Below are 17,561 nucleotides of genomic sequence, written 5' to 3' on the forward strand. Positions count from 1 at the left end.
CTCAGTTTCCAGACATCGCCTTGAGGCTGGCGGCGTAGGCGTCGACATCGTCCTTGCCGATGATCTTGGTCGGGATGATGATCAGTCCATCGGCGGGAACGCCCGACTTGTTGCCTTCGAGATAGGCGGCCATCAGCTTCATGCCCTGATAGGCCCATTCGAAGGGCTGCTGCACGACGGTGGCGGCGACGGTGCCTTCCTTGACGCCGCCCAGCGTGATCGGATCGTCGTCGAAGCCAACGACGGTGATCTGGCCGAGCTTGCCGGCATCGCGCAGCGCCTCATAGATACGCGGCGTGTTGTAGGAATAGAAGCCGACCATGCAGGTGACGTCGGGGCTGGCGACCAGCGCGTCCTCGACGTTCTTCTTAGCGCGGGCCTGGTCGATATCGTCGCCACGCACGTCGACCAGTTCGATCTTGGTGCCGGCGAGGCCGTCCTTCATGCCCTGGATGCGTTCCTTGGCATTGTCGGCGCCGAGCAGGCCGACGAAGCCGAGGCATTTGCCGCCATCTGGCATCGCCTTCTTGGCAATCTCTGCCGCCTGCTTGCCGGCATCGACATTGGACGAGCCGATATAGGCGACACGCTTGGTCTGCGGTGCATCGCTGTCGGTGGTGAACAACGCCGTTTCCGAGGCGATCTTGTTCAGCCCGTCGGTCGACGTCTTGGGATCGACGGCCGAGACCATGATCGCCTTAACACCGGCCGTCACCAGATCGTCCATCAGGCGCTGCTGGATGGCGACCGAGGACTGCTCCGGATATTTGAGTTCTAGATTGTAATTGGGCAATTCGCCTTGAGCCTTCTTGACCCCGGCTTCGGCAGCCTTCCAGAAATCGGAAGCGCCGTTGACGACGAAGGCCAGTGTCGGCTTGTCGTCGGCCCGCGCAATTGCGCTCACGGACAGGCCGAGCAGCAGGGCCGCAGCGGCGACGGACGCATTTCGTATCGCAGATTTCATATTCAACCTCCCATTTGACTCAGTAATTTTCGCTGATGATGAACGTGCCGGCGCGGCTTGGACGCCCTCCTCCTCAGGGTTCCGGCAGCGAAGAACGACGCCATTCCAGCCGCGATCGTCGACTTTAGAGACTCATTCGTCGTTCGTAAATAGTCCGATTTGTCTGACATTTCCTCGAAACGGCAGGCGAGCTTCGGTTGACGGGAACTGTCCGCCACTAGGCTGGCTTACGTTCCGAACATGCGCGGGTTCGATGTTCGTCCGAGCATGATGGATTGACGTTATAGGGCCGCCGGATATTAGTAAAGAGTATTAGTTTAATCGGGATTCTCACAAGAAAGGAGCCTCCCAATGCGCTGTCACGTCGGATTCGCGACTAAATCACTTAAGACGGCACTTATATCTATTAGCATCGCTTTACCTTACAAATGCGAGATTTGAGGGACGAATGACATGAACGAACCACTGCGCGATCCCGTCCTTGAGGGTACAAGGCGGCGCAAGCCGTCCGGGAAAAACCCCAGAGGCCGCGTTACCATGACCGACATCGCCAGGGCCGCCGGTTGTTCGCAGGCGACGGTTTCGTTCGTCCTCAACAACACGCCGGGCATCAGGCTATCGCAGCAAACTCGTGAGCGGGTGATAGAGGCGGCGCGGGCCCTCAGTTATGCGCCGCCGGTGTTTTCCGCCCTGCGAGCGCCGGTTGCCGCTTTTGACGGGCTGGATGGCGTGATCGGCTTCGCCGTCGACCAATTGGCGACCAGCCCGGAGGCGGTCGTCGCCATTGAAGGGGCGCGGCAAGCCTCGTGGAACGCTGGCAATGTACTTTTGGTGGCGCAGACCATGGGCGACGAGGTGATGGAGCCCCGGGCCATCGCGGCGCTGACCAAGCAGGGCATTTCGGCGCTGATCTACATGACCATCTTCACCCGCGAGATCGTCGCGCCGGAGTATCTCTACGGCCTCGACATTCCGGTCATCCTGCTCAACTGCTACACCGCCGACTATGCCTTCCCCGCCGTGGTGCCGAGCGAGATCGCCGGCGGCCAGAGCTCGACCCGGCACCTGATCAGCCATGGCCATCGCCGTATCGCCACCATCACCGGCGAGCCATGGATGCAGGCGGCGCAGGACCGGCTGAAGGGCTACCGCCGGGCGCTGGCGACAGCCGACATCCCGTTCGACCCGGCCTTGGTCGTCGAAGGCGATTGGTCGGCGAGCGCCGGCTATGCCGCGACCATCAAGCTACTGGCGCTGAAAGACCGGCCGACCGCCATCTTCTGCCAGAACGACCGCACTGCGATCGGCTGCTACGAGGCGCTGAAGGAGGCCAGCCTGCACATCCCCCAGGATATTTCGGTGGTCGGCTATGACGACGAGGAGATCGCGCGCCATCTGTTCCCGCCGCTGACGACGTCGATCCTGCCGCATATGGCGATGGGGCAATGGGCGATCGAGCAGCTGGAAGTCCCCGCCCCTCCCGGTCGTGGCCGCCATCCCATCACCAAGCTCGAATGCCCGCTGGTGGAGCGGGAGTCGGTTGGCGCGGTGGCGGGCTGACGCGAGGCGGCGGAATAGTCGGCGATCGACAATTGCATAGGCTTGACATCGCGCCCCGCATAGATCCGATTGAGCCCTATGAGGTTGCAAAGCTGCTATAATTTTCAGGACTTCGCAGGCTGGCCAGACAGCGCCTGCCAGGACCGATCTTCGACTATATCGATGGCGGCGCGGACGACGAGACGACGCTGCGGCGCAACACGGCTGCGTTCGAGGACTGCGACCTCGTCCCAAACGTGCTTGCCGGTGTCGGGCAGATCGACATGTCGGTCACCGTCATGGGCCAGAAACTGGCGATGCCGGTCTATTGTTCGCCGACGGCTCTCCAGCGGCTGTTTCACCATAGCGGCGAGCGCGCCGTCGCCGCGGCGGCGGAGAAGTTCGGGACGATGTTCGGCGTCTCGTCGCTCGGCACGGTCAGCCTGGAGGAAGTCCGCAAGCACAGGACGCCGCAGGTCTATCAGTTCTATTTCCACAGGGATCGCGGCCTGAACCGCGCCATGATGGAGCGCGCCAAGGCGTCCGGCGTCGAGGTGATGATGCTGACGGTCGACAGCGTCACCGGCGGAAACCGCGAGCGTGACCTGCGGACCGGCTTTTCCATCCCCTTTCGGCTTACGCTCGGCGGCATGATGCAGTTTGCGATCAAGCCGAGATGGGCCATCGACTATTTGACGCACGAAAAGTTCAGCCTGCCGCAGTTGGACGGCCATATCGATCTCGGTGGCGGAGCGCTTTCCATCAGCCGCTATTTCACGGAGATCCTCGACCCGTCGCTGGATTGGAAGGACGTCGAAGACATGGTCCGCTTCTGGAACGGCCAGTTTTGCCTGAAGGGAATCATGAGCGTTGCCGATGCCAGAAAGGCCGTCGACATCGGCTGCACCGGCATCGTTCTGTCAAATCATGGCGGCAGGCAGTTGGACGGCTCGCGCAGTCCCTTCGACCAGCTGTCAGAGATCGTCGACGCGGTGGGCGACAGGATCGACGTGATCATCGACAGAGGCGTCCAGCGCGGCACGCATGTCCTGAAAGCTCTGTCGCTGGGCGCCAAGGCCGTCGGCCTCGGGCGCTACTACCTCTTCCCGCTCGCAGCGGCCGGACAGGCCGGCGTCGAACGGGCGCTCGGCCTGATGCGAACCGAGATCGAACGCGACATGCGGCTGATGGGATGCAGGTCGGTGGCAGAGCTTTCCAGGGGGAATGTGCGGTTTAGGTGAGGCAGCCGGAAGTGGCGCACGGCATAAGCTTTTCGAAGTGCGAACACTATACCGACCGGCCGCCGCTCCTGCCGTCCGTGTCGAAGACGGCCTCGCCGGAAACAGCATCCGTATATCCGCCTTCAAGCTGCTGCAACGTATGCCGGAACCGATCAAGATTGCCGAGCATTGTGGGCCTGGCATCGACCATGTGCTGGAAAGTGTCCCACTCTCCAATCGAGAAGAAGGCGCCATCTCCCGATTTGATGAGAGCCATTTTTCGCAATCCCTCGAAGTTGCGCGGAGCGCTGCTGAACAGTTCGACGAATTCGTCTTCACTACCCGGCTTGACCTGGAAGCGGACGCTGTTGAACGCCGTCATGTACGTTCCCCCGTGAAAGACCTGAAGAAGCTCGAATATGCGAAAGGCCTAAGGCACTCAAACCCTTCGAACACGTGTACAGGAAAATCGGAAGGTTGGCTTCAGTCACCTCCTGCCGAATGCCCCGTTTCTGGCGCTATTTTGCCAGGTAGAGGACGACGCTCGATCTCAATCGGTACGCCCTTCCGACCGGCAATGAAACGCGCTGTTAACGCCGTTCGCGGGTGACAGGATGTTGGCCGCAGTTCGAAGGTATAATCTGCGTCTCGCTGTCAGTTGCGGAGGCGAAAATGAACGTGCTTCGGATTGCGCTCTTGTGCACGGCCATGATCGACCTTGGAATGCCGGCTGTTCGCGCTGAGGATCGGCCTGTGCCGCCGAACAACGAAGCCGCCACAGTGCAGCCGCCCGTTCATTGTGAAGGCCAAAACTGTCTCCCGCCGGCGAACGATCCTGTGCAGGAATGCACCGGCCAAGATTGCACGCCAGTTCCGCCAACTGAACCAGGTCCGGAGGTCAAGCAGGCCGACTGAGCAGCTTCAGCCGACACCGCTCTTTTGGCAGGGATGGCGCTCACTCCTCGCGATCTTCCGGCCGCAGGCGATAGATTCTGTTACCTATGTTCCCGGGGTGGGCATGAGTTTAATGGCGCCGCATCGGGGCGATGATGAGAACTCTGCCTATTGCCTCTAGAACACTCCCAAATGGACGTGAGCCAATCGCGCGGGTTTAGATCCTCTCTCTTCATTCCCGATGCCGCAATGCGTCGACAATAATCTTGAACGCAGGAAGGTTTTGGCGGCGGCTAGGATAATAGAGGAAATAGCCATCGAAGAAGGGCGACCAGTCGTCGAGGACCTGCACCAGCAACCCTGAGGCGACGTGCCGCTCCACGATGTTCTCGGGAACATAGGCGATACCATAGCCACTCACCGCGGCGTCGATCATGGCGTAGGTGTTGTTGAAGGTACGTTGACCGTCCACACGGACACGCAGCGCCTGTCCATCCTTCTCGAATTCCCAGGCATCAGGCATAAAGACCGCCGGCGGTCTCGTGGCGCATGTTGATGCAGACATGGCGGATCAGGTCCTGCGGATGGACAGGCACACCGTGCGCCGCGAAGTATCGCGGCGAAGCCACGGCGACCAGGCGCCAGTCCGGGCCGATGCGGACCGCGATCATGTCTTTCTCGACGCTCTCTCCAAGCCGGACACCGGCGTCAAAGCCTTCCTCGACGATGTTGCGGAAGGTGCTGTCCAGGATCAGTTCGACGCCGATGTCGGGATAGGCGCTGAGGACCGGCTTAAGCTTCGGCCAGACCACGCTTTCGAGCGCGTGGTCGGACAGGGTCAACCTGATCGAGCCTGACGGCTTTTCGCGGAACGCCATCAGCGCTGCGATCTCGTCTTCGATTTCACCAATGCGCGGGGTGATCGTCTGTAGCAGCCTTTCGCCCGCAAAGGTCGTCGCGACATTACGCGTCGTGCGGGTCAGAAGGCGTATGCCCATGCGTGTTTCGAGCTGCTTGATCGTGTGGCTGAGCGTCGATTGCGCGACGCCGAGCTTTGCCGCTGCCTTGGTGAAGCTGCGCTCTTCTGCGACGGCCTGAAACCACGTCAATTGGTTGAGATCGGTTCTGGCCATGAGCTTCCTTCGTTTGCCATCTCGCAACAGATTATTCGACGTAGTCGATTAGTTCATGCCAATTTCGACGGGTAATCGTTTTATGGCAAAACCACTAGGTTTGCATTGCAACAATTCAGCGGGACCGAACCATATGGCGATCGCCGCCACAGCAGATGCAGGTAGCAACCGGACAGGCGATTTCGATCAGCGGCCTCTTCGCGGTGGCTGCGAGCATGGTCATCACCACTGCTCGGTGCCGTGGTCGGCGGGCTGCTGCTGGCTGGCATGTCAATCTTCGCCGCGTTCGTCGGCAGCGTGATTCTGGCCGGCAATGGGCCGCGTCTGCTCAAGCCTGAATGACCAGCAGGATCGGCCAATCTCAAATCCACTCTAACCTTGCAGGAGATCATAGATGCCTACGAACATCCCTGACGCAACAAACCAGAAAGCCCCCGCCCGAAACATCCACCGGCGTGAGTTGATGAAGCTGACCGGAACAGGCATCGCCGCATTCGGCGCGATGTCACTTGGAAACCTAACCTTCGCAAAGGCTCAAGACATGTCCAACGGTGCAAACAATTTCTATACGAGCGATCAGGTGACGCTGCAGAAAGTCACCTTCAAGAGCCAATACCAGATGAATGTCGCGGGGAATCTGCTCGTTCCCAAGAACCTTGACCGCAATGCACGTCATCCGGCCATCGTCGTCGGCCATCCAATGGGCGCGGTGAAAGAGCAAAGCGCGACCCTCTATGCCACCAAGATGGCCGAGCAGGGTTTCATCGCCATGGCGATCGACCTGCCCTTCTGGGGCGAGAGCGAAGGCGAAGCCCGTCAGATCGTTTCGCCGGATGTCTATGCAGAAGCGTTCAGCGCAGCGGTGGATTTCCTTGGAACACGCGCGTTCGTCGACCGCAATCGCATCGGCGCGATTGGTGTCTGCGGCAGCGGCAGCTTCGTCATCAGCGCCGCCAAGATCGACCCGCGCATGCGCGCCATCGCCACGGTCAGCATGTATGACATGGGCGCGGCGAACCGAAACGCACTCAATCACTCGCTAAGCGTCGAGCAACGCAAGCAGATCATCGCGGCGGCCGCCGAGCAGCGCTACTCCGAATTCGAAGGCGGCCAGATCCAGCATACGGGCGGAACTGATCTCGAACTGACCGCGTCGACGCACCCCATCCAGCGTGAGTTCTACGATTTCTATCGGACATCCCGCGGAGAGTTTACCCCGGCGGGTGTCTCCGACCAGATAACGACCAAGCCGACGCTGACCAGCAACGTCAAGTTCATGAACTTCTACCCGTTCAACGATATCGAGACGATCTCGCCGCGCCCGATGCTGTTCATCAGCGGCGATCAGGCGCATTCGAAGGAATTCAGCGAGGAAGCCTACAGACTGGCAGCCGAGCCGAAGGAACTGGTTTGGGTCCAGGGCGCCGGTCACGTCGATCTCTACGACCGTGTGGACCTGATTCCGTTCGACAGGCTTACCAGCTTCTTCGGTCAGCATCTGGCTGCATAACAGGGCCGTAGCATCGAAGGGTGCGGCCGTGTGCCGGAGCAATGGACATGGCCGCACCGATTGGGAAACCTTAAATGACACGCGACGCCGCATGGCTTTCACGCCGCACCTTGCTGGCAGGTGCTGCCAGCTTCGCGCTTCCCTCTTCGGTGCGCTCTCAGACCTCTACAACCCCGGGTACGAAAGGAGCCCCAATGCGCCTGAGATTTGTTTTTGCAGATCAGGATTTCACGGCGACGCTGGAGAACAATCCTTCAGCGCACGATCTGGTCTCGATGCTGCCGCTGGACCTGACGATCGACGACTATTCGTCCAACGAGAAGATCGCCTATCTGCCGCGCAAGCTCACCGAGGAAGGCAGCGGTCGCTTCGGGAACGAGGCAGCTGGCGATCTTTGCTACTACGCCCCCTGGGGCAATCTCGCGATGTTTCATGGTCTCTATCGCTGGTCGCGCGGCCTGATCCGGCTCGGGCGACTAGACCAGGGACCGGCGCCGCTTCTGATGCGCGGAGAATATCCGCTGCGCGTCGAAATGCTTTCCTGAACCTGGAAGGCCGCTGCGCATCAGCACAAATGCCGCGGGTGTCGGACAAAACCCGCATCATTCACCGAGAACAGCAAGAAGCTGCAAACGCAGAAGGAGACCGACATGAAGAAGATTCTCGCTGCCGCTGCAATCAGCACGGCCGGCCTGATGCCGGCCGAGGCCGAGACCATCGAAATCCGTACGAACGGCGGCACGCCGGGCCGTGATCGGAACGGCGGACAACTTCACCGGGCAGGCGGTCATCGGCCAGCTCTATCCGCCTACCGACATTACGCGGGCGAGCACTGGACTGGTGAACTTCGCGCCGGGCGCGCGGACGGTCTGGCACACCCATCCGGCAGGCCAGATGCTTATCATCACGAGCGGTCAAGGCTGGGTGCAGGAAGACGGCAAGGAGCGGCGCGGCATCAATCCTGGCGATGTGGTCTGGATTCCGGCCGGCGTGAAGCACTGGCATGGAGCGACCGCGATCAGCCCCATGGCGCATATCGCCTTGAGCTACATGCAGGACGGCAAGAACGTCGACTGGCTCGAACCTGTTTCCGACGAGCAATACCGCTGACGGGATAACGGAACGAAAGGCTTCATCATGAAAACCTCGACCGTTCTGGCTCTCGCTCTTTCCATGGGAGCCGTCGATACCGCCGCGCAAACCGGATCGCAGACCGGCAGCCTGTCTCGCGAAGACGTGCGAACCGTTTCGCCCGCGCTTGAGCGCTACGCCGATGAGAAGCTTGCAAATGGCCTCTGGAAGAGGCCGGGCCTGTCGCTGCGGGATCGCAGCATCGTCACTGTCGCTGCCGTGATCACGCGCAACCAGGACATTCTCCTGCCGGAGCAGGTGCATCTCGCACTCGACAATGGGGTGAAGCCGGCCGAAATCTCAGAGATTATCACGCATCTCGCCTTCTATGCCGGCTGGGGCAATGCGGTTGCCGCGACGGGCATCACGAAGGAGGTGTTCGCGGCGCGCGGTGTCGGACCCGACCAGCTCCCCAAGGCCATGGTTGATTTCCTGCCGCTGGACGAAAAAGCCGAGGCCGATCGCGCCGCCCGCGTCGCGCAAGGCACAGGACCGGCATCGCCGGGATTGGTGAGGGATACGACCGACGTATTGTTTCGCGACCTGTGGCTGCGGCCCGATCTCGCCCCGCGCGATCGCAGTCTGGTGACGGTCAGCGCCCTGATCTCGGCCGGCCAGGTCGAGCAGATTCCCTACCACCTCAACCGGGCGATGGATAATGGACTGATGCGCATGGAAGCCTCCGAAGCCATCAGCCATCTCGCGTACTACGCCGGATGGCCGAACGCTTTCTCGGCAGCCGCTGTTGCGCGCTCCGTGTTCGAGAAGCGCTCCGCCAACTGAACGCTGCTGGTCGCGATGACTCCTTTGCCCTCATCGTCCAGACCGCCGCCCTCAGCCGCCGTGACGTTGCTGCCGATCATGGCGGCCGTGTTGGCCGGCTTCCTCGTCATCGGCGCGGCCCTGCCGGTGCTGCCGCTGCATGTGAATCAGGATCTCGGCTTCGGAACTTTCGTCGTCGGCCTGGTTGCGGGCTCGCAATTTGCCGCGTCTCTGGTCACGCGCATATGGTCCGGCACCTATTCGGATGCGAATGGCGGCAAACGCAGCGTCGTCCTCGGCCTGATCGCCGCCGCCGGTGCTGGATTGCTGTATCTCCTGTCCTTGACCTTCGTGAGTTCGCCAACCCTCTCTGTTGCGATTCTTCTGGTGGGACGTGCGGTGCTCGGTGGAGCCGAAAGCTTCATCATCACCGGGGGCGTGAGCTGGGGATTGGCAATGGTCGATTCCGGCCATGCGGGGAAGGTCATCGCCTGGGTCGGCACGGCCATGTTCGCGGCGCTCGCCTTCGGCGGTCCGCTCGGCACGATGCTCTTTGTACCGTACGGCTTTGCGGCGATCGGCCTTATCACGACCTTGGCGCCACTGCTCGTTCTGCTGTTCCTATTGCGAGCGCCGAGTCCGCCTGTCCTATCGGCACGGACGAGATCCACTTTTGGCGGCGTGATTGGAGCGGTCTGGCTACCCGGACTTGGCGCGGCGCTTAGCAGCATCGGCTATTGCGCCATTCTCGCATTCAGCTCGCTCCTTTATGCCAATCACGGCTGGCAGCCCGTCTGGCTTGCCTTCACTGCCTTTGGCGCGGCGTTGATCGTGGCGCGAATGATGTTTGGCCATCTACCGGATAAGTTCGGCGGCGCGAGAATCGCCTTGGTGTTCGTTCTGGTGCAAGCGGCCGGATTGATCCTCATGGGATTGGCCCGAAGCACGATGATGGCATCCGCCGGAGCCGCTCTCGCGGGACTCGGCTACTCGCTCGTCTATCCCGGTCTGGGTGTCGAGGCTGTCCGTGACACCTCGCCTGAAAGCCGCGGGCTGGCAATGGGCATCTACACGGTCTTTCTCGATGTCGCGATGGCTCTAGGAAGCCCGGCGTTGGGATGGGCTGCCGATCGAGCAGGTTTGAGCGTTTATCAGCGCCGGTGTCACCTTTTGTACGACGGCCATTGCCTTGTATTTAGCCTACAGCACGCACCGAGGCCGACGGGCGCCTGCAAAGAGGTCTTATTGGTAAACTTCGCGGCAATCAGCGGCCTTCTACGTTCGCAACCGAAGTAGATTTAGAGTGAAATGGCTCATGCCACCCAAGTGATATATGGCACGTGCCTGCTGATCAGAAATCAGCCATTCAACCCGAGAGATTCGACCTTTTCCACCGCCTAACGCCGCCGTTTCTACGCCTTTCGCTCGCGGACTATCTCCCGCTCTTTGCGCGGGCGTAGTCTGATGGGAATCGGGCTATATCGTGCGATCGGTGGATATTTGGCGCGCCCGAAGAGATTCGAACTCCTGACCCCCAGATTCGTAGTCTGGTGCTCTATCCAGCTGAGCTACGGGCGCGCAACAGGCCATGCTTTGCATAGCCCCGCGATCCGATCCTGGCGACCGGCCGCGAATGTGAGCTGTTCCCTAGCGACTGAATTTGCGAAAAGCAAGCCGATCCTGGCCAAAAGTTTTGCCGTCACGTTTTGCCGTCATGCGCCGGCCGGCGAAGGTAAGATCGCGTCACGCGGCGGCCGAGCCGATAGGTCGTCGTCTTGGATCGGTCATTTGCCAATCGGAACGGTCCGTAACGAAACAAGCCGTTGCACGGCGGCCGAGCCGATGACTCTTAGTCCCGGACCAACCATTTGCGAATTGAAACGGTCCGTAACGAAACGGTTCGTTACGCCGGGCGGCGCAGGCCGTTGCGGGCTTGGTCGAGCCGGACCGGCTGGTCGGGAATGGTGACGGCGAATGTGGTGCGGCCGCCGATGCTTTCGACCAGCTCCACCGTGCCGCCATGGGCGCGGATCAATTCATGGGCGATCGCCAGGCCAAGGCCGGTGCCGCCGCTGCGGGCCGAGCCGCGAAACGCCGCGAACAGGTTTTCGCGCGCCTTCGGCGGCAGGCCGGGGCCGGTGTCGGTGACGACGATGCGGCTGACGCTGCCGATGCGCTCGGCCGATATGGTCAGGCGGCGCACTACGGCGCTCTCGGTGTCCGCCGCCATCGCCTGCACGGCGTTGCGGCTAAGATTGGTGAGCACGCGGAACAGCTGATCGGAATCGGCGTCGACCTCGAGCACCGGATCGACGGCGTTGACGAATTCGATGCCGCATTCGATGTCGAGCAGGCCCTGGACGTCCTCGACCAACTGGCGCAGCCGCAGCCTGCGACGCGACGGCGGCGGCTCCTGGGTGCGGCCATAGGACAGCACGCCTTCCGAATAGGACACGGCGCGATCGAGCGCGCGCAGCAGTTTTGGCGCGAAGGCCTGAACAGTCGGGTCCTTTACCTGGCGCAGGCGGTCCGACATCAGCTGCGCCGAGGCAAGGATGTTGCGCATGTCGTGGTTGATCTTCGACACGGCCAGGCCGAGATCGGCCAGGTGCTTCTGCTCGGTCAGCATCTTTTGCAGCCGCTCCTGCATCTGCGACAGCTCGCGTTCGGCGACGCCGATCTCGTCGGCCCGGGCGGCGGGGTGAATGATGCGACCGGGATCGTCGGGCGCCTCGGAAAAGGACAGCATCGAGCGCGTCATCGTCCTGATCGGGCCGATCATGATCAGGTCTATCGCGGCGTAGACCAGCATGGCGGTGAACAGCGAAATCAGCAGCGAGACGAAGGCGACGTTGCGCGAATAGATCAGCATGGCATTGCGCAGGCGGTGGTCGGGCATGATCAGCTCGAACTCCTTGTCGCTGTCGCCGACCGGCCCGAAAACGCGCAGCATCCTCTTGCCGCCGAAAAACAGCGTGTCCAGCGCGCCGGTCATGCCCTTGATCATGCCGACATTGGCGATATCGATATGCTCGTCCACCTGCGGCGGCATTTCGGCCACGACCAGCAGCCGCGAGACGCCGCCGTCGCGCACCGCGATCGCCTTGGCGCCGATCGCCATCAGCACGTCGTTCTGGGCGGCACGCGACAGCGAGGCAGGTTCGCCCTGCACCAGGACGATGGAAACAGCAGCGGCAGTACTCAGCCTCTCCTTCAGCCAACTCAGCCGGTAACTGGCGATCCAGGGCACGAAGATGAGGATTTCAGCCAAGAGCACGAAGACGATGGTGAGCAGCAGCAACTTGGTCGACAGGCCGCGCGCCAAGGGCACCCTGCGGGTGGCGGCCTTCGCCTCGGCGATGCTTTCGTCGGTTGCTGGGACTTCACTCATGCTCGTCGTCACGGCTGCCTGTCATCACGGCTGCTTGTCTTAAGGACTGCTTGTCTTCACGATCGCTTGATCGGGTGAGATTAGGCGATTGCGGCTTTTTTGCCAAATTCATCCTTGATCGAAGCCGGACAAAGGGCCGCAAGGACTTCCCTGCCAGTCCGACAACGCCGGCCCGACAGGCTGGATTGACTTCCAAAACCCTTCTTTCTATAAGCCCGCTCACGCTCGGGCCATTCGTCCCGGCGCGGTTTCGATCGCGCCAAAACCGGCCCGGCAAAGCTCCTGTTACAAAGTGACAGAATCAAGAAGGGCCGCACCCCGCGGTATTTAAACAAATGAAGCGTACTTACCAGCCGTCCAAACTCGTCCGCAAACGCAGGCACGGTTTCCGCGCCCGCATGGCAACCAAAGGTGGCCGCGGCGTCGTCGCAGCCCGCCGCAACCGCGGCCGCAAGCGTCTCAGCGCCTGAGCACCAAGCGAGAGACAAGATCGTTGCCCGCAACCGGCAAGCCAACGGGTGCCCATCCCAAGCGGCTTCTGAAGCGCGCGGAATTCCTGGCCGTCCGCCGTGGCGAAAAGCGCCGCGGACGGCTTTTCCTCGTCGAGGTCCTGGGCCGCGGCGACAGCGAAGCGCCGCGCGTCGGCTATACGGTCACCAAGAAGGTCGGCAATGCCGTCGTTCGCAACCGCATCCGGCGGCGGCTGAGAGAGGCCGTGCGCACGCATGCCGCGGATGACATGGCGCCCGGCAATGATTATGTCATCGTCGGGCGCGAAGACGTGCTTACCACTCCGTTTGGCCAGTTGAAGGCCGAACTCTCCCGCAGATTGCGTGGAACACGATAGGCCAAGGGCTTCGATGGAAAACAACCGCAACTTCTTTATCACCATCGCACTGTCGGTGCTGATCCTGGCGCTTTGGCAATATTTCTATGTGATGCCGCGCAGCGAGATGCAGCGTGAGGCCGCCCGCATCGAAGAACAGCGCGTGGCGGAGCAGAAGAAGGCCGCCCAAGGCACCAGTCCGGGCGCCAGCGAAACACCGGTGCAGCCGGGCGCCATTCCGAACGCGCCTGGCGGCGACGCGGTGACGCCGGCCGGCCGCGAGCAGGTGATTGCCTCGACCAAGCGCGTCAAGATCGACACGCCGAGCCTCGAAGGCTCGATCAACCTCACCGGCGCGCGCCTCGATGATCTCCGGCTCAAGCATTACAGGGAGACGGTCGACAAGACCTCGCCCGAGATTGCGCTGCTCAATCCTGAGTCGCTGCCCAACGGTTATTTCGCCGAGATCGGCTTTGTTGGGGACGACAAGGCGGGAACACTGCCGGGACCGAAGACCGTTTGGAACGTCGACGGCAATCCGACGCTGACGCCGGACACACCAGTGACGCTCGCCTTCAGTAACGACAAGGGCCTGACCTTCAAGCGCACATTCTCGGTCGACAGGGACTATATGTTCACGGTTTCCGATACGGTGCAGAATTCGGGTGCCGCCGCCGTCTCATTGTTCAACTATGGCCGCGTCACCCGTTTCGACAAGCCGGCCGTTGCCAGCATCTATGTGCTGTTCGAAGGCCTGATCGGCTTCACCGGCGAGGAAGGCCTGCAGGAACACAAATACGCGTCCATCGAAAAGGACAGGGAATTCAAGCCAGGCAAGTCGACCGACGGCTGGCTGGGCATCACCGACAAATATTGGGCGGTGACGCTGGCGCCGACAGAGAAGCAGCCGTTCCAGCCGCGCTATGCCTATTTCGAGGATGGCCGGCACCGCTATCAGTCCGACTTCCTGACCGACCACATCAATGTCGACGCCGGCCAATCGGCGACGGTTGAGACCGAGGTCTTCGCCGGCGCCAAGGAGGTCGGCAAGATCAATGCCTATGCCGAGGATCGCCACATCAAGCGGTTCGACCTGTTGATCGACTGGGGCTGGTTCCATTTCATCACCAAGCCGATGTTCTGGCTGATCGACACGCTCTACAAATTCTTCGGCAATTTCGGCCTGGCGATCCTCGCCACCACCGTCATCGTCAAGGCCCTCTTCTTCCCGCTCGCCAACAAGTCCTACGCGTCGATGGCGAACATGAAGAAGGTGCAGCCCAAGATGCTCGAAATCCGCGAGAAATACGCGGACGACAAGATGAAGCAGCAGCAGGCGATGATGGAGCTCTACAAGACCGAGAAGATCAACCCGATCGCCGGCTGCTGGCCGGTGGCGCTGCAGATCCCGGTCTTCTTCGCGCTCTACAAGGTGCTCTACATCACCATCGAGATGCGACACGCACCGTTCTTCGGCTGGATCCAGGATCTGGCGGCGCCGGACCCGACATCGATTTTCAACCTGTTCGGGCTGATCCCGCTCACCTTGCCGCACATGCTGATGATCGGCGTCTGGCCGCTGATCATGGGCGTGACGATGTTCCTGCAGATGCGCATGAACCCGACGCCGCCGGACCCGACGCAGGCGGCGATCTTCACCTGGATGCCCGTGATCTTCACCTTCATGATGGCGGGTTTTCCGGCCGGTCTCGTTATCTACTGGGCCTGGAACAACACGCTCTCGATCCTGCAGCAGGGCGTGATCATGAAGCGGCAGGGCGCCAAGATCGAATTGTGGGACAATCTGGTCGCGCTGTTCCGCAAGAAACCGTCGCCGGCGGAATAGCCGGCGCTCCGATAATGCGAAACCAGAAAGCCCCGGTTCGTCCGGGGCTTTTTGCACAAGCTGCCGGCCTGGATTAAGCGATTGGTACTGCGGGACGGATCGCGCTATTTTGACCTGCCTGGCAGGTGCTCGACGGAGCTCGATATGACCGGACCCAATCCATCGATCAAGCATCCGATCCCGTTGCACACACGCGTCGGCTTTCTGAAACCGCTGGTGACGGCGCCTAATATCGAGATCGGCGACTTCACCTATTATGACGACCCTGACGGACCTGACAAATTCGCCGAAAAATGCGTGCTGCATCATTATCCGTTCATCGGCGACAGGCTGGTCATCGGCAAGTTCTGCGCCCTCGCCGAGGGCGCGCGTTTCATCATGAACGGCGCCAATCACGCCATGTCCGGCTTTTCGACCTATCCGTTCAATATCTTTGGCCACGGCTGGGAAGAAGGCTTCGACCCGGCGACATGGTCGAAGGAGGTGCGTGGCGACACAATCGTCGGCAACGACGTCTGGATCGGCATGGAAGCGGTGATGCTGCCGGGCGTCAAGATCGGCGACGGCGCCATTGTGGCGGCAAAGTCGGTGGTGACGCACGATGTGCCGGCCTATGCGATCGTCGCCGGCAATCCGGCCAAGGTGGTGAAGATGCGCTTCGACGACAGGACCATCCGGCGGCTGCTGGCGCTGGCGTGGTGGCACTGGCCGGTGGAAAAGATCAGCCGCAATCTCGATGCCATTCGTGGCAGCAACATTTTTCTTCTGGAGGCAGCGGTTTGAACGCGTTGAACAAGACCACGATCGGCATCGAATTGTTCACGCGAGCCTGGATCTTCATCCGCGGCGTGCCGGCGATGAAATTCCTGCCGCCGGAGGGTCCACCCGAGATCGCCTTTGCCGGCCGCTCCAATGTCGGCAAATCGTCGCTGATCAACGCGCTGGTCAACCAGAAGGGGCTGGCGCGCACCTCCAACACGCCGGGCCGGACGCAAGAGCTCAACTATTTCGTGCCTGGCGGATTTTCGGGAGAAGGCGCCGATCTGCCGCCGATGGCGCTGGTCGACATGCCAGGCTATGGCTACGCCACGGCACCGAAGGAAAAGGTCGACGAGTGGACGAAGCTCGTGTTCGACTATCTGAAGGGCCGGGTGACGCTGAAGCGCGTCTACGTGCTGATCGATGCCCGCCATGGCATCAAGGCCAAGGACGACGAGGTGCTGTCGCTGCTCGACAAGGCGGCGGTGTCGTATCAGATCGTGCTGACCAAGACCGACAAGATCAAGGCGGCGGGGGTACCGCGACTGGTCGAGGAAACGCTGCAGAAGATCAAGAAACGACCGGCGGCCTTCCCCTTCGTGCTCGCCACGTCGTCGGAAAAGAGCGAGGGTCTCGAGGAACTGCGTGCGGCGATCGTGCTCGCCGCCAATGGCGGATAGGCCACCGACCCTGGCAGCCTGTCAGGCGGGGCTGGAGGCCCGTTCCTACTCTGCAAGCTGTTCGGTGCCGTAGGCCTTCAGGAACACATCGACGCCCGACCTGACGATGTGTTCGATCTCGGCCACACTTGGCGCCTTGGTGCGATAGGCGAAAATGCACTGGCGGAAAAGACCGGCCAGACACAGCTCGGTGAACTGATAGGCGGCAAGCTCGACGTCGTCGATCTTCAGCAGGCCGCGTTCGATAGCCATGTTGAGGAAAACGACGACCCTGTCATGGCCACGCTTCGGGCCGCGTTCGTAGAACCGGGCACCAAGCTCCGGGATGCGTTCCGACGCGCCGATCACCGTCCGCTGCGCCAGGATGACCCTCGCCGAAGTGATCTTCATGGACAGCACGATGCCGAACTTCACCAACGTCTGGCGAAGGTCGCCGATCTGGTCCAGCACTTCGTACATGTTCTTGAAGATCGTGCCGCGTTCTTCCTCGATCAGCGCTTCGAACAGCTCTTCCTTGTTGGCGAAGTAGACATAGATGGTGCCCTTGGACACGCCGGCCTCGCGGGTGATGTCGTTCATCGACGCGGCTTCGAAGCCCTTGTCGATGAAGACACGGCGCGCACCGTCGATGATCTGGCTGCGCTTGACTGGGTCTTGCCCCGCGGCCGGGCGGCCGCGCGGCAGACTGTCCAGCAGATCGCACTGGTCCTTGCCAGCGCCGGGCAATGGGCCTGACTCAGGCAAAGGAGCGGCCTTGGGGGCTTCGGCCATAATGTCACACCTCGTAAAATAATTCGAACCATCCGGTTCGATTGCTCTTGATATGGGCTTCTTTAAGCGCTAAGTCAATGTCGGGATCGAACCGAACGGTTCAGTCTGACAAAATTCAGCGCCAGTTAATTTAGA

The 17,561-nt window shown here is 61.2% G+C and carries 15 protein-coding genes, 1 tRNA gene and 2 pseudogenes; 12 read left to right on the forward strand and 6 right to left on the reverse strand.

The genetic code is table 11. The features are described 5' to 3' along the window. Nucleotide 1 precedes the first annotated feature (1 nt). Nucleotides 2-964: a sugar-binding protein gene (locus NKH29_RS06295; RefSeq protein WP_352484310.1), complete on the reverse strand. Its 963-nt coding sequence runs from the start codon at nucleotides 962-964 to the stop codon at nucleotides 2-4. Between the two features lie 453 nt (nucleotides 965-1,417). Here NKH29_RS06295 and NKH29_RS06300 point away from each other — a divergent pair, with 453 nt between their 5' ends. Both NKH29_RS06300 and NKH29_RS06305 read left to right on the forward strand, forming a co-directional pair. Further along, a complete protein-coding gene (locus tag NKH29_RS06300; protein WP_031193752.1) occupies nucleotides 1,418-2,524 on the forward strand; it encodes a LacI family DNA-binding transcriptional regulator in 1,107 nt (368 codons plus the stop codon). Between the two features lie 78 nt (nucleotides 2,525-2,602). Further along, a pseudogene (locus NKH29_RS06305) lies at nucleotides 2,603-3,744 on the forward strand (alpha-hydroxy acid oxidase). A 46-nt stretch (nucleotides 3,745-3,790) separates the two neighbouring features. Here NKH29_RS06305 and NKH29_RS06310 read toward each other — a convergent pair. Together NKH29_RS06310 and NKH29_RS06315 are read right to left on the reverse strand one after the other, a co-directional pair. Next, a complete protein-coding gene (locus tag NKH29_RS06310) occupies nucleotides 3,791-4,105 on the reverse strand; it encodes an antibiotic biosynthesis monooxygenase family protein (RefSeq protein ID WP_352484312.1) in 315 nt (104 codons plus the stop codon). A 744-nt stretch (nucleotides 4,106-4,849) separates the two neighbouring features. Beyond that, a pseudogene (locus NKH29_RS06315) lies at nucleotides 4,850-5,750 on the reverse strand (LysR family transcriptional regulator). Nucleotides 5,751-6,144: 394 nt separating this feature from the next. Between NKH29_RS06315 and NKH29_RS06320 the strand changes: the two are divergent. The 5 genes from NKH29_RS06320 (at nucleotide 6,145) to NKH29_RS06340 (ending at nucleotide 10,449) form a co-directional block, all read left to right on the forward strand. Continuing rightward, a complete protein-coding gene (locus NKH29_RS06320) occupies nucleotides 6,145-7,260 on the forward strand; it encodes an alpha/beta hydrolase (protein WP_352640272.1) in 1,116 nt (371 codons plus the stop codon). A gap of 74 nt (nucleotides 7,261-7,334) precedes the next feature. Then, a complete protein-coding gene (locus tag NKH29_RS06325; RefSeq protein ID WP_352790302.1) occupies nucleotides 7,335-7,805 on the forward strand; it encodes a cyclophilin-like fold protein in 471 nt (156 codons plus the stop codon). A 205-nt stretch (nucleotides 7,806-8,010) separates the two neighbouring features. Then, nucleotides 8,011-8,370 carry a (R)-mandelonitrile lyase gene (locus tag NKH29_RS06330; protein WP_352640273.1) on the forward strand — a complete coding sequence of 120 codons (360 nt, stop codon included), beginning with the start codon at nucleotides 8,011-8,013 and terminating at the stop codon, nucleotides 8,368-8,370. A 27-nt stretch (nucleotides 8,371-8,397) separates the two neighbouring features. Continuing rightward, nucleotides 8,398-9,174 carry a carboxymuconolactone decarboxylase family protein gene (locus tag NKH29_RS06335; protein ID WP_502900404.1) on the forward strand — a complete coding sequence of 259 codons (777 nt, stop codon included), beginning with the start codon at nucleotides 8,398-8,400 and terminating at the stop codon, nucleotides 9,172-9,174. Between the two features lie 60 nt (nucleotides 9,175-9,234). Then, nucleotides 9,235-10,449, forward strand: coding sequence for an arabinose transporter (locus NKH29_RS06340; RefSeq protein WP_352999217.1), 1,215 nt, complete (start codon nucleotides 9,235-9,237; stop codon nucleotides 10,447-10,449). 205 nt (nucleotides 10,450-10,654) lie between these two features. On the opposite strand, the gene NKH29_RS06345 is transcribed toward NKH29_RS06340, so the two are convergent. Next, nucleotides 10,655-10,731: transfer RNA gene (locus NKH29_RS06345), tRNA-Arg, on the reverse strand. Between the two features lie 325 nt (nucleotides 10,732-11,056). Beyond that, nucleotides 11,057-12,544, reverse strand: a complete 1,488-nt coding sequence (locus NKH29_RS06350; RefSeq protein WP_023718217.1) for a sensor histidine kinase — start codon at nucleotides 12,542-12,544, stop codon at nucleotides 11,057-11,059. A 335-nt stretch (nucleotides 12,545-12,879) separates the two neighbouring features. Here NKH29_RS06350 and rpmH point away from each other — a divergent pair, with 335 nt between their 5' ends. The 5 genes from rpmH (at nucleotide 12,880) to yihA (ending at nucleotide 16,655) form a co-directional block, all read left to right on the forward strand. Further along, nucleotides 12,880-13,014: a 50S ribosomal protein L34 gene (gene rpmH, locus NKH29_RS06355; protein ID WP_008833937.1), complete on the forward strand. Its 135-nt coding sequence runs from the start codon at nucleotides 12,880-12,882 to the stop codon at nucleotides 13,012-13,014. A gap of 23 nt (nucleotides 13,015-13,037) precedes the next feature. Continuing rightward, a complete protein-coding gene (gene rnpA / locus NKH29_RS06360; RefSeq protein WP_352790298.1) occupies nucleotides 13,038-13,391 on the forward strand; it encodes a ribonuclease P protein component in 354 nt (117 codons plus the stop codon). Nucleotides 13,392-13,404: 13 nt separating this feature from the next. Beyond that, the gene (gene yidC / locus NKH29_RS06365) at nucleotides 13,405-15,216 is read left to right on the forward strand and encodes a membrane protein insertase YidC (RefSeq protein WP_352790295.1); all 1,812 of its coding nucleotides are present in this window, start codon (nucleotides 13,405-13,407) and stop codon (nucleotides 15,214-15,216) included. A 144-nt stretch (nucleotides 15,217-15,360) separates the two neighbouring features. Then, on the forward strand, nucleotides 15,361-15,999 hold the full coding sequence (locus tag NKH29_RS06370) for a CatB-related O-acetyltransferase (RefSeq protein WP_352591267.1): 639 nt from the start codon (nucleotides 15,361-15,363) through the stop codon (nucleotides 15,997-15,999). Then, a complete protein-coding gene (gene yihA, locus NKH29_RS06375) occupies nucleotides 15,996-16,655 on the forward strand; it encodes a ribosome biogenesis GTP-binding protein YihA/YsxC (RefSeq protein WP_352472343.1) in 660 nt (219 codons plus the stop codon). The genes NKH29_RS06370 and yihA overlap by 4 nt, the downstream gene beginning before the upstream one ends. Nucleotides 16,656-16,700: 45 nt before the next feature. Here the strand turns inward: yihA and NKH29_RS06380 are convergent, their stop codons facing one another. Then, nucleotides 16,701-17,426, reverse strand: coding sequence for a TetR/AcrR family transcriptional regulator (locus NKH29_RS06380; RefSeq protein ID WP_352999219.1), 726 nt, complete (start codon nucleotides 17,424-17,426; stop codon nucleotides 16,701-16,703). Nucleotides 17,427-17,561: the final 135 nt, after the last annotated feature.

It is taken from the genome of Mesorhizobium sp. M1295, from assembly GCF_040318135.1.
GTDB lineage: Bacteria > Pseudomonadota > Alphaproteobacteria > Rhizobiales > Rhizobiaceae > Mesorhizobium.

Bases quoted from the DNA above. Each gene is read 5' to 3' on its own strand.
- NKH29_RS06310 (WP_352484312.1), bottom strand. From the start codon at position 4,105: ATGACGGCGTTCAACAGCGTCCGCTTCCAGGTCAAGCCGGGTAGTGAA.
- NKH29_RS06300 (WP_031193752.1), top strand. From the start codon at position 1,418: ATGAACGAACCACTGCGCGATCCCGTCCTTGAGGGTACAAGGCGGCGC.
- yidC (WP_352790295.1), top strand. From the start codon at position 13,405: ATGGAAAACAACCGCAACTTCTTTATCACCATCGCACTGTCGGTGCTG.
- rpmH (WP_008833937.1), top strand. From the start codon at position 12,880: ATGAAGCGTACTTACCAGCCGTCCAAACTCGTCCGCAAACGCAGGCAC.
- NKH29_RS06295 (WP_352484310.1), bottom strand. From the start codon at position 964: ATGAAATCTGCGATACGAAATGCGTCCGTCGCCGCTGCGGCCCTGCTG.
- NKH29_RS06335 (WP_502900404.1), top strand. From the start codon at position 8,398: ATGAAAACCTCGACCGTTCTGGCTCTCGCTCTTTCCATGGGAGCCGTC.
- NKH29_RS06325 (WP_352790302.1), top strand. From the start codon at position 7,335: ATGACACGCGACGCCGCATGGCTTTCACGCCGCACCTTGCTGGCAGGT.
- NKH29_RS06320 (WP_352640272.1), top strand. From the start codon at position 6,145: ATGCCTACGAACATCCCTGACGCAACAAACCAGAAAGCCCCCGCCCGA.
- NKH29_RS06350 (WP_023718217.1), bottom strand. From the start codon at position 12,544: ATGAGTGAAGTCCCAGCAACCGACGAAAGCATCGCCGAGGCGAAGGCC.
- NKH29_RS06370 (WP_352591267.1), top strand. From the start codon at position 15,361: ATGACCGGACCCAATCCATCGATCAAGCATCCGATCCCGTTGCACACA.
- NKH29_RS06380 (WP_352999219.1), bottom strand. From the start codon at position 17,426: ATGGCCGAAGCCCCCAAGGCCGCTCCTTTGCCTGAGTCAGGCCCATTG.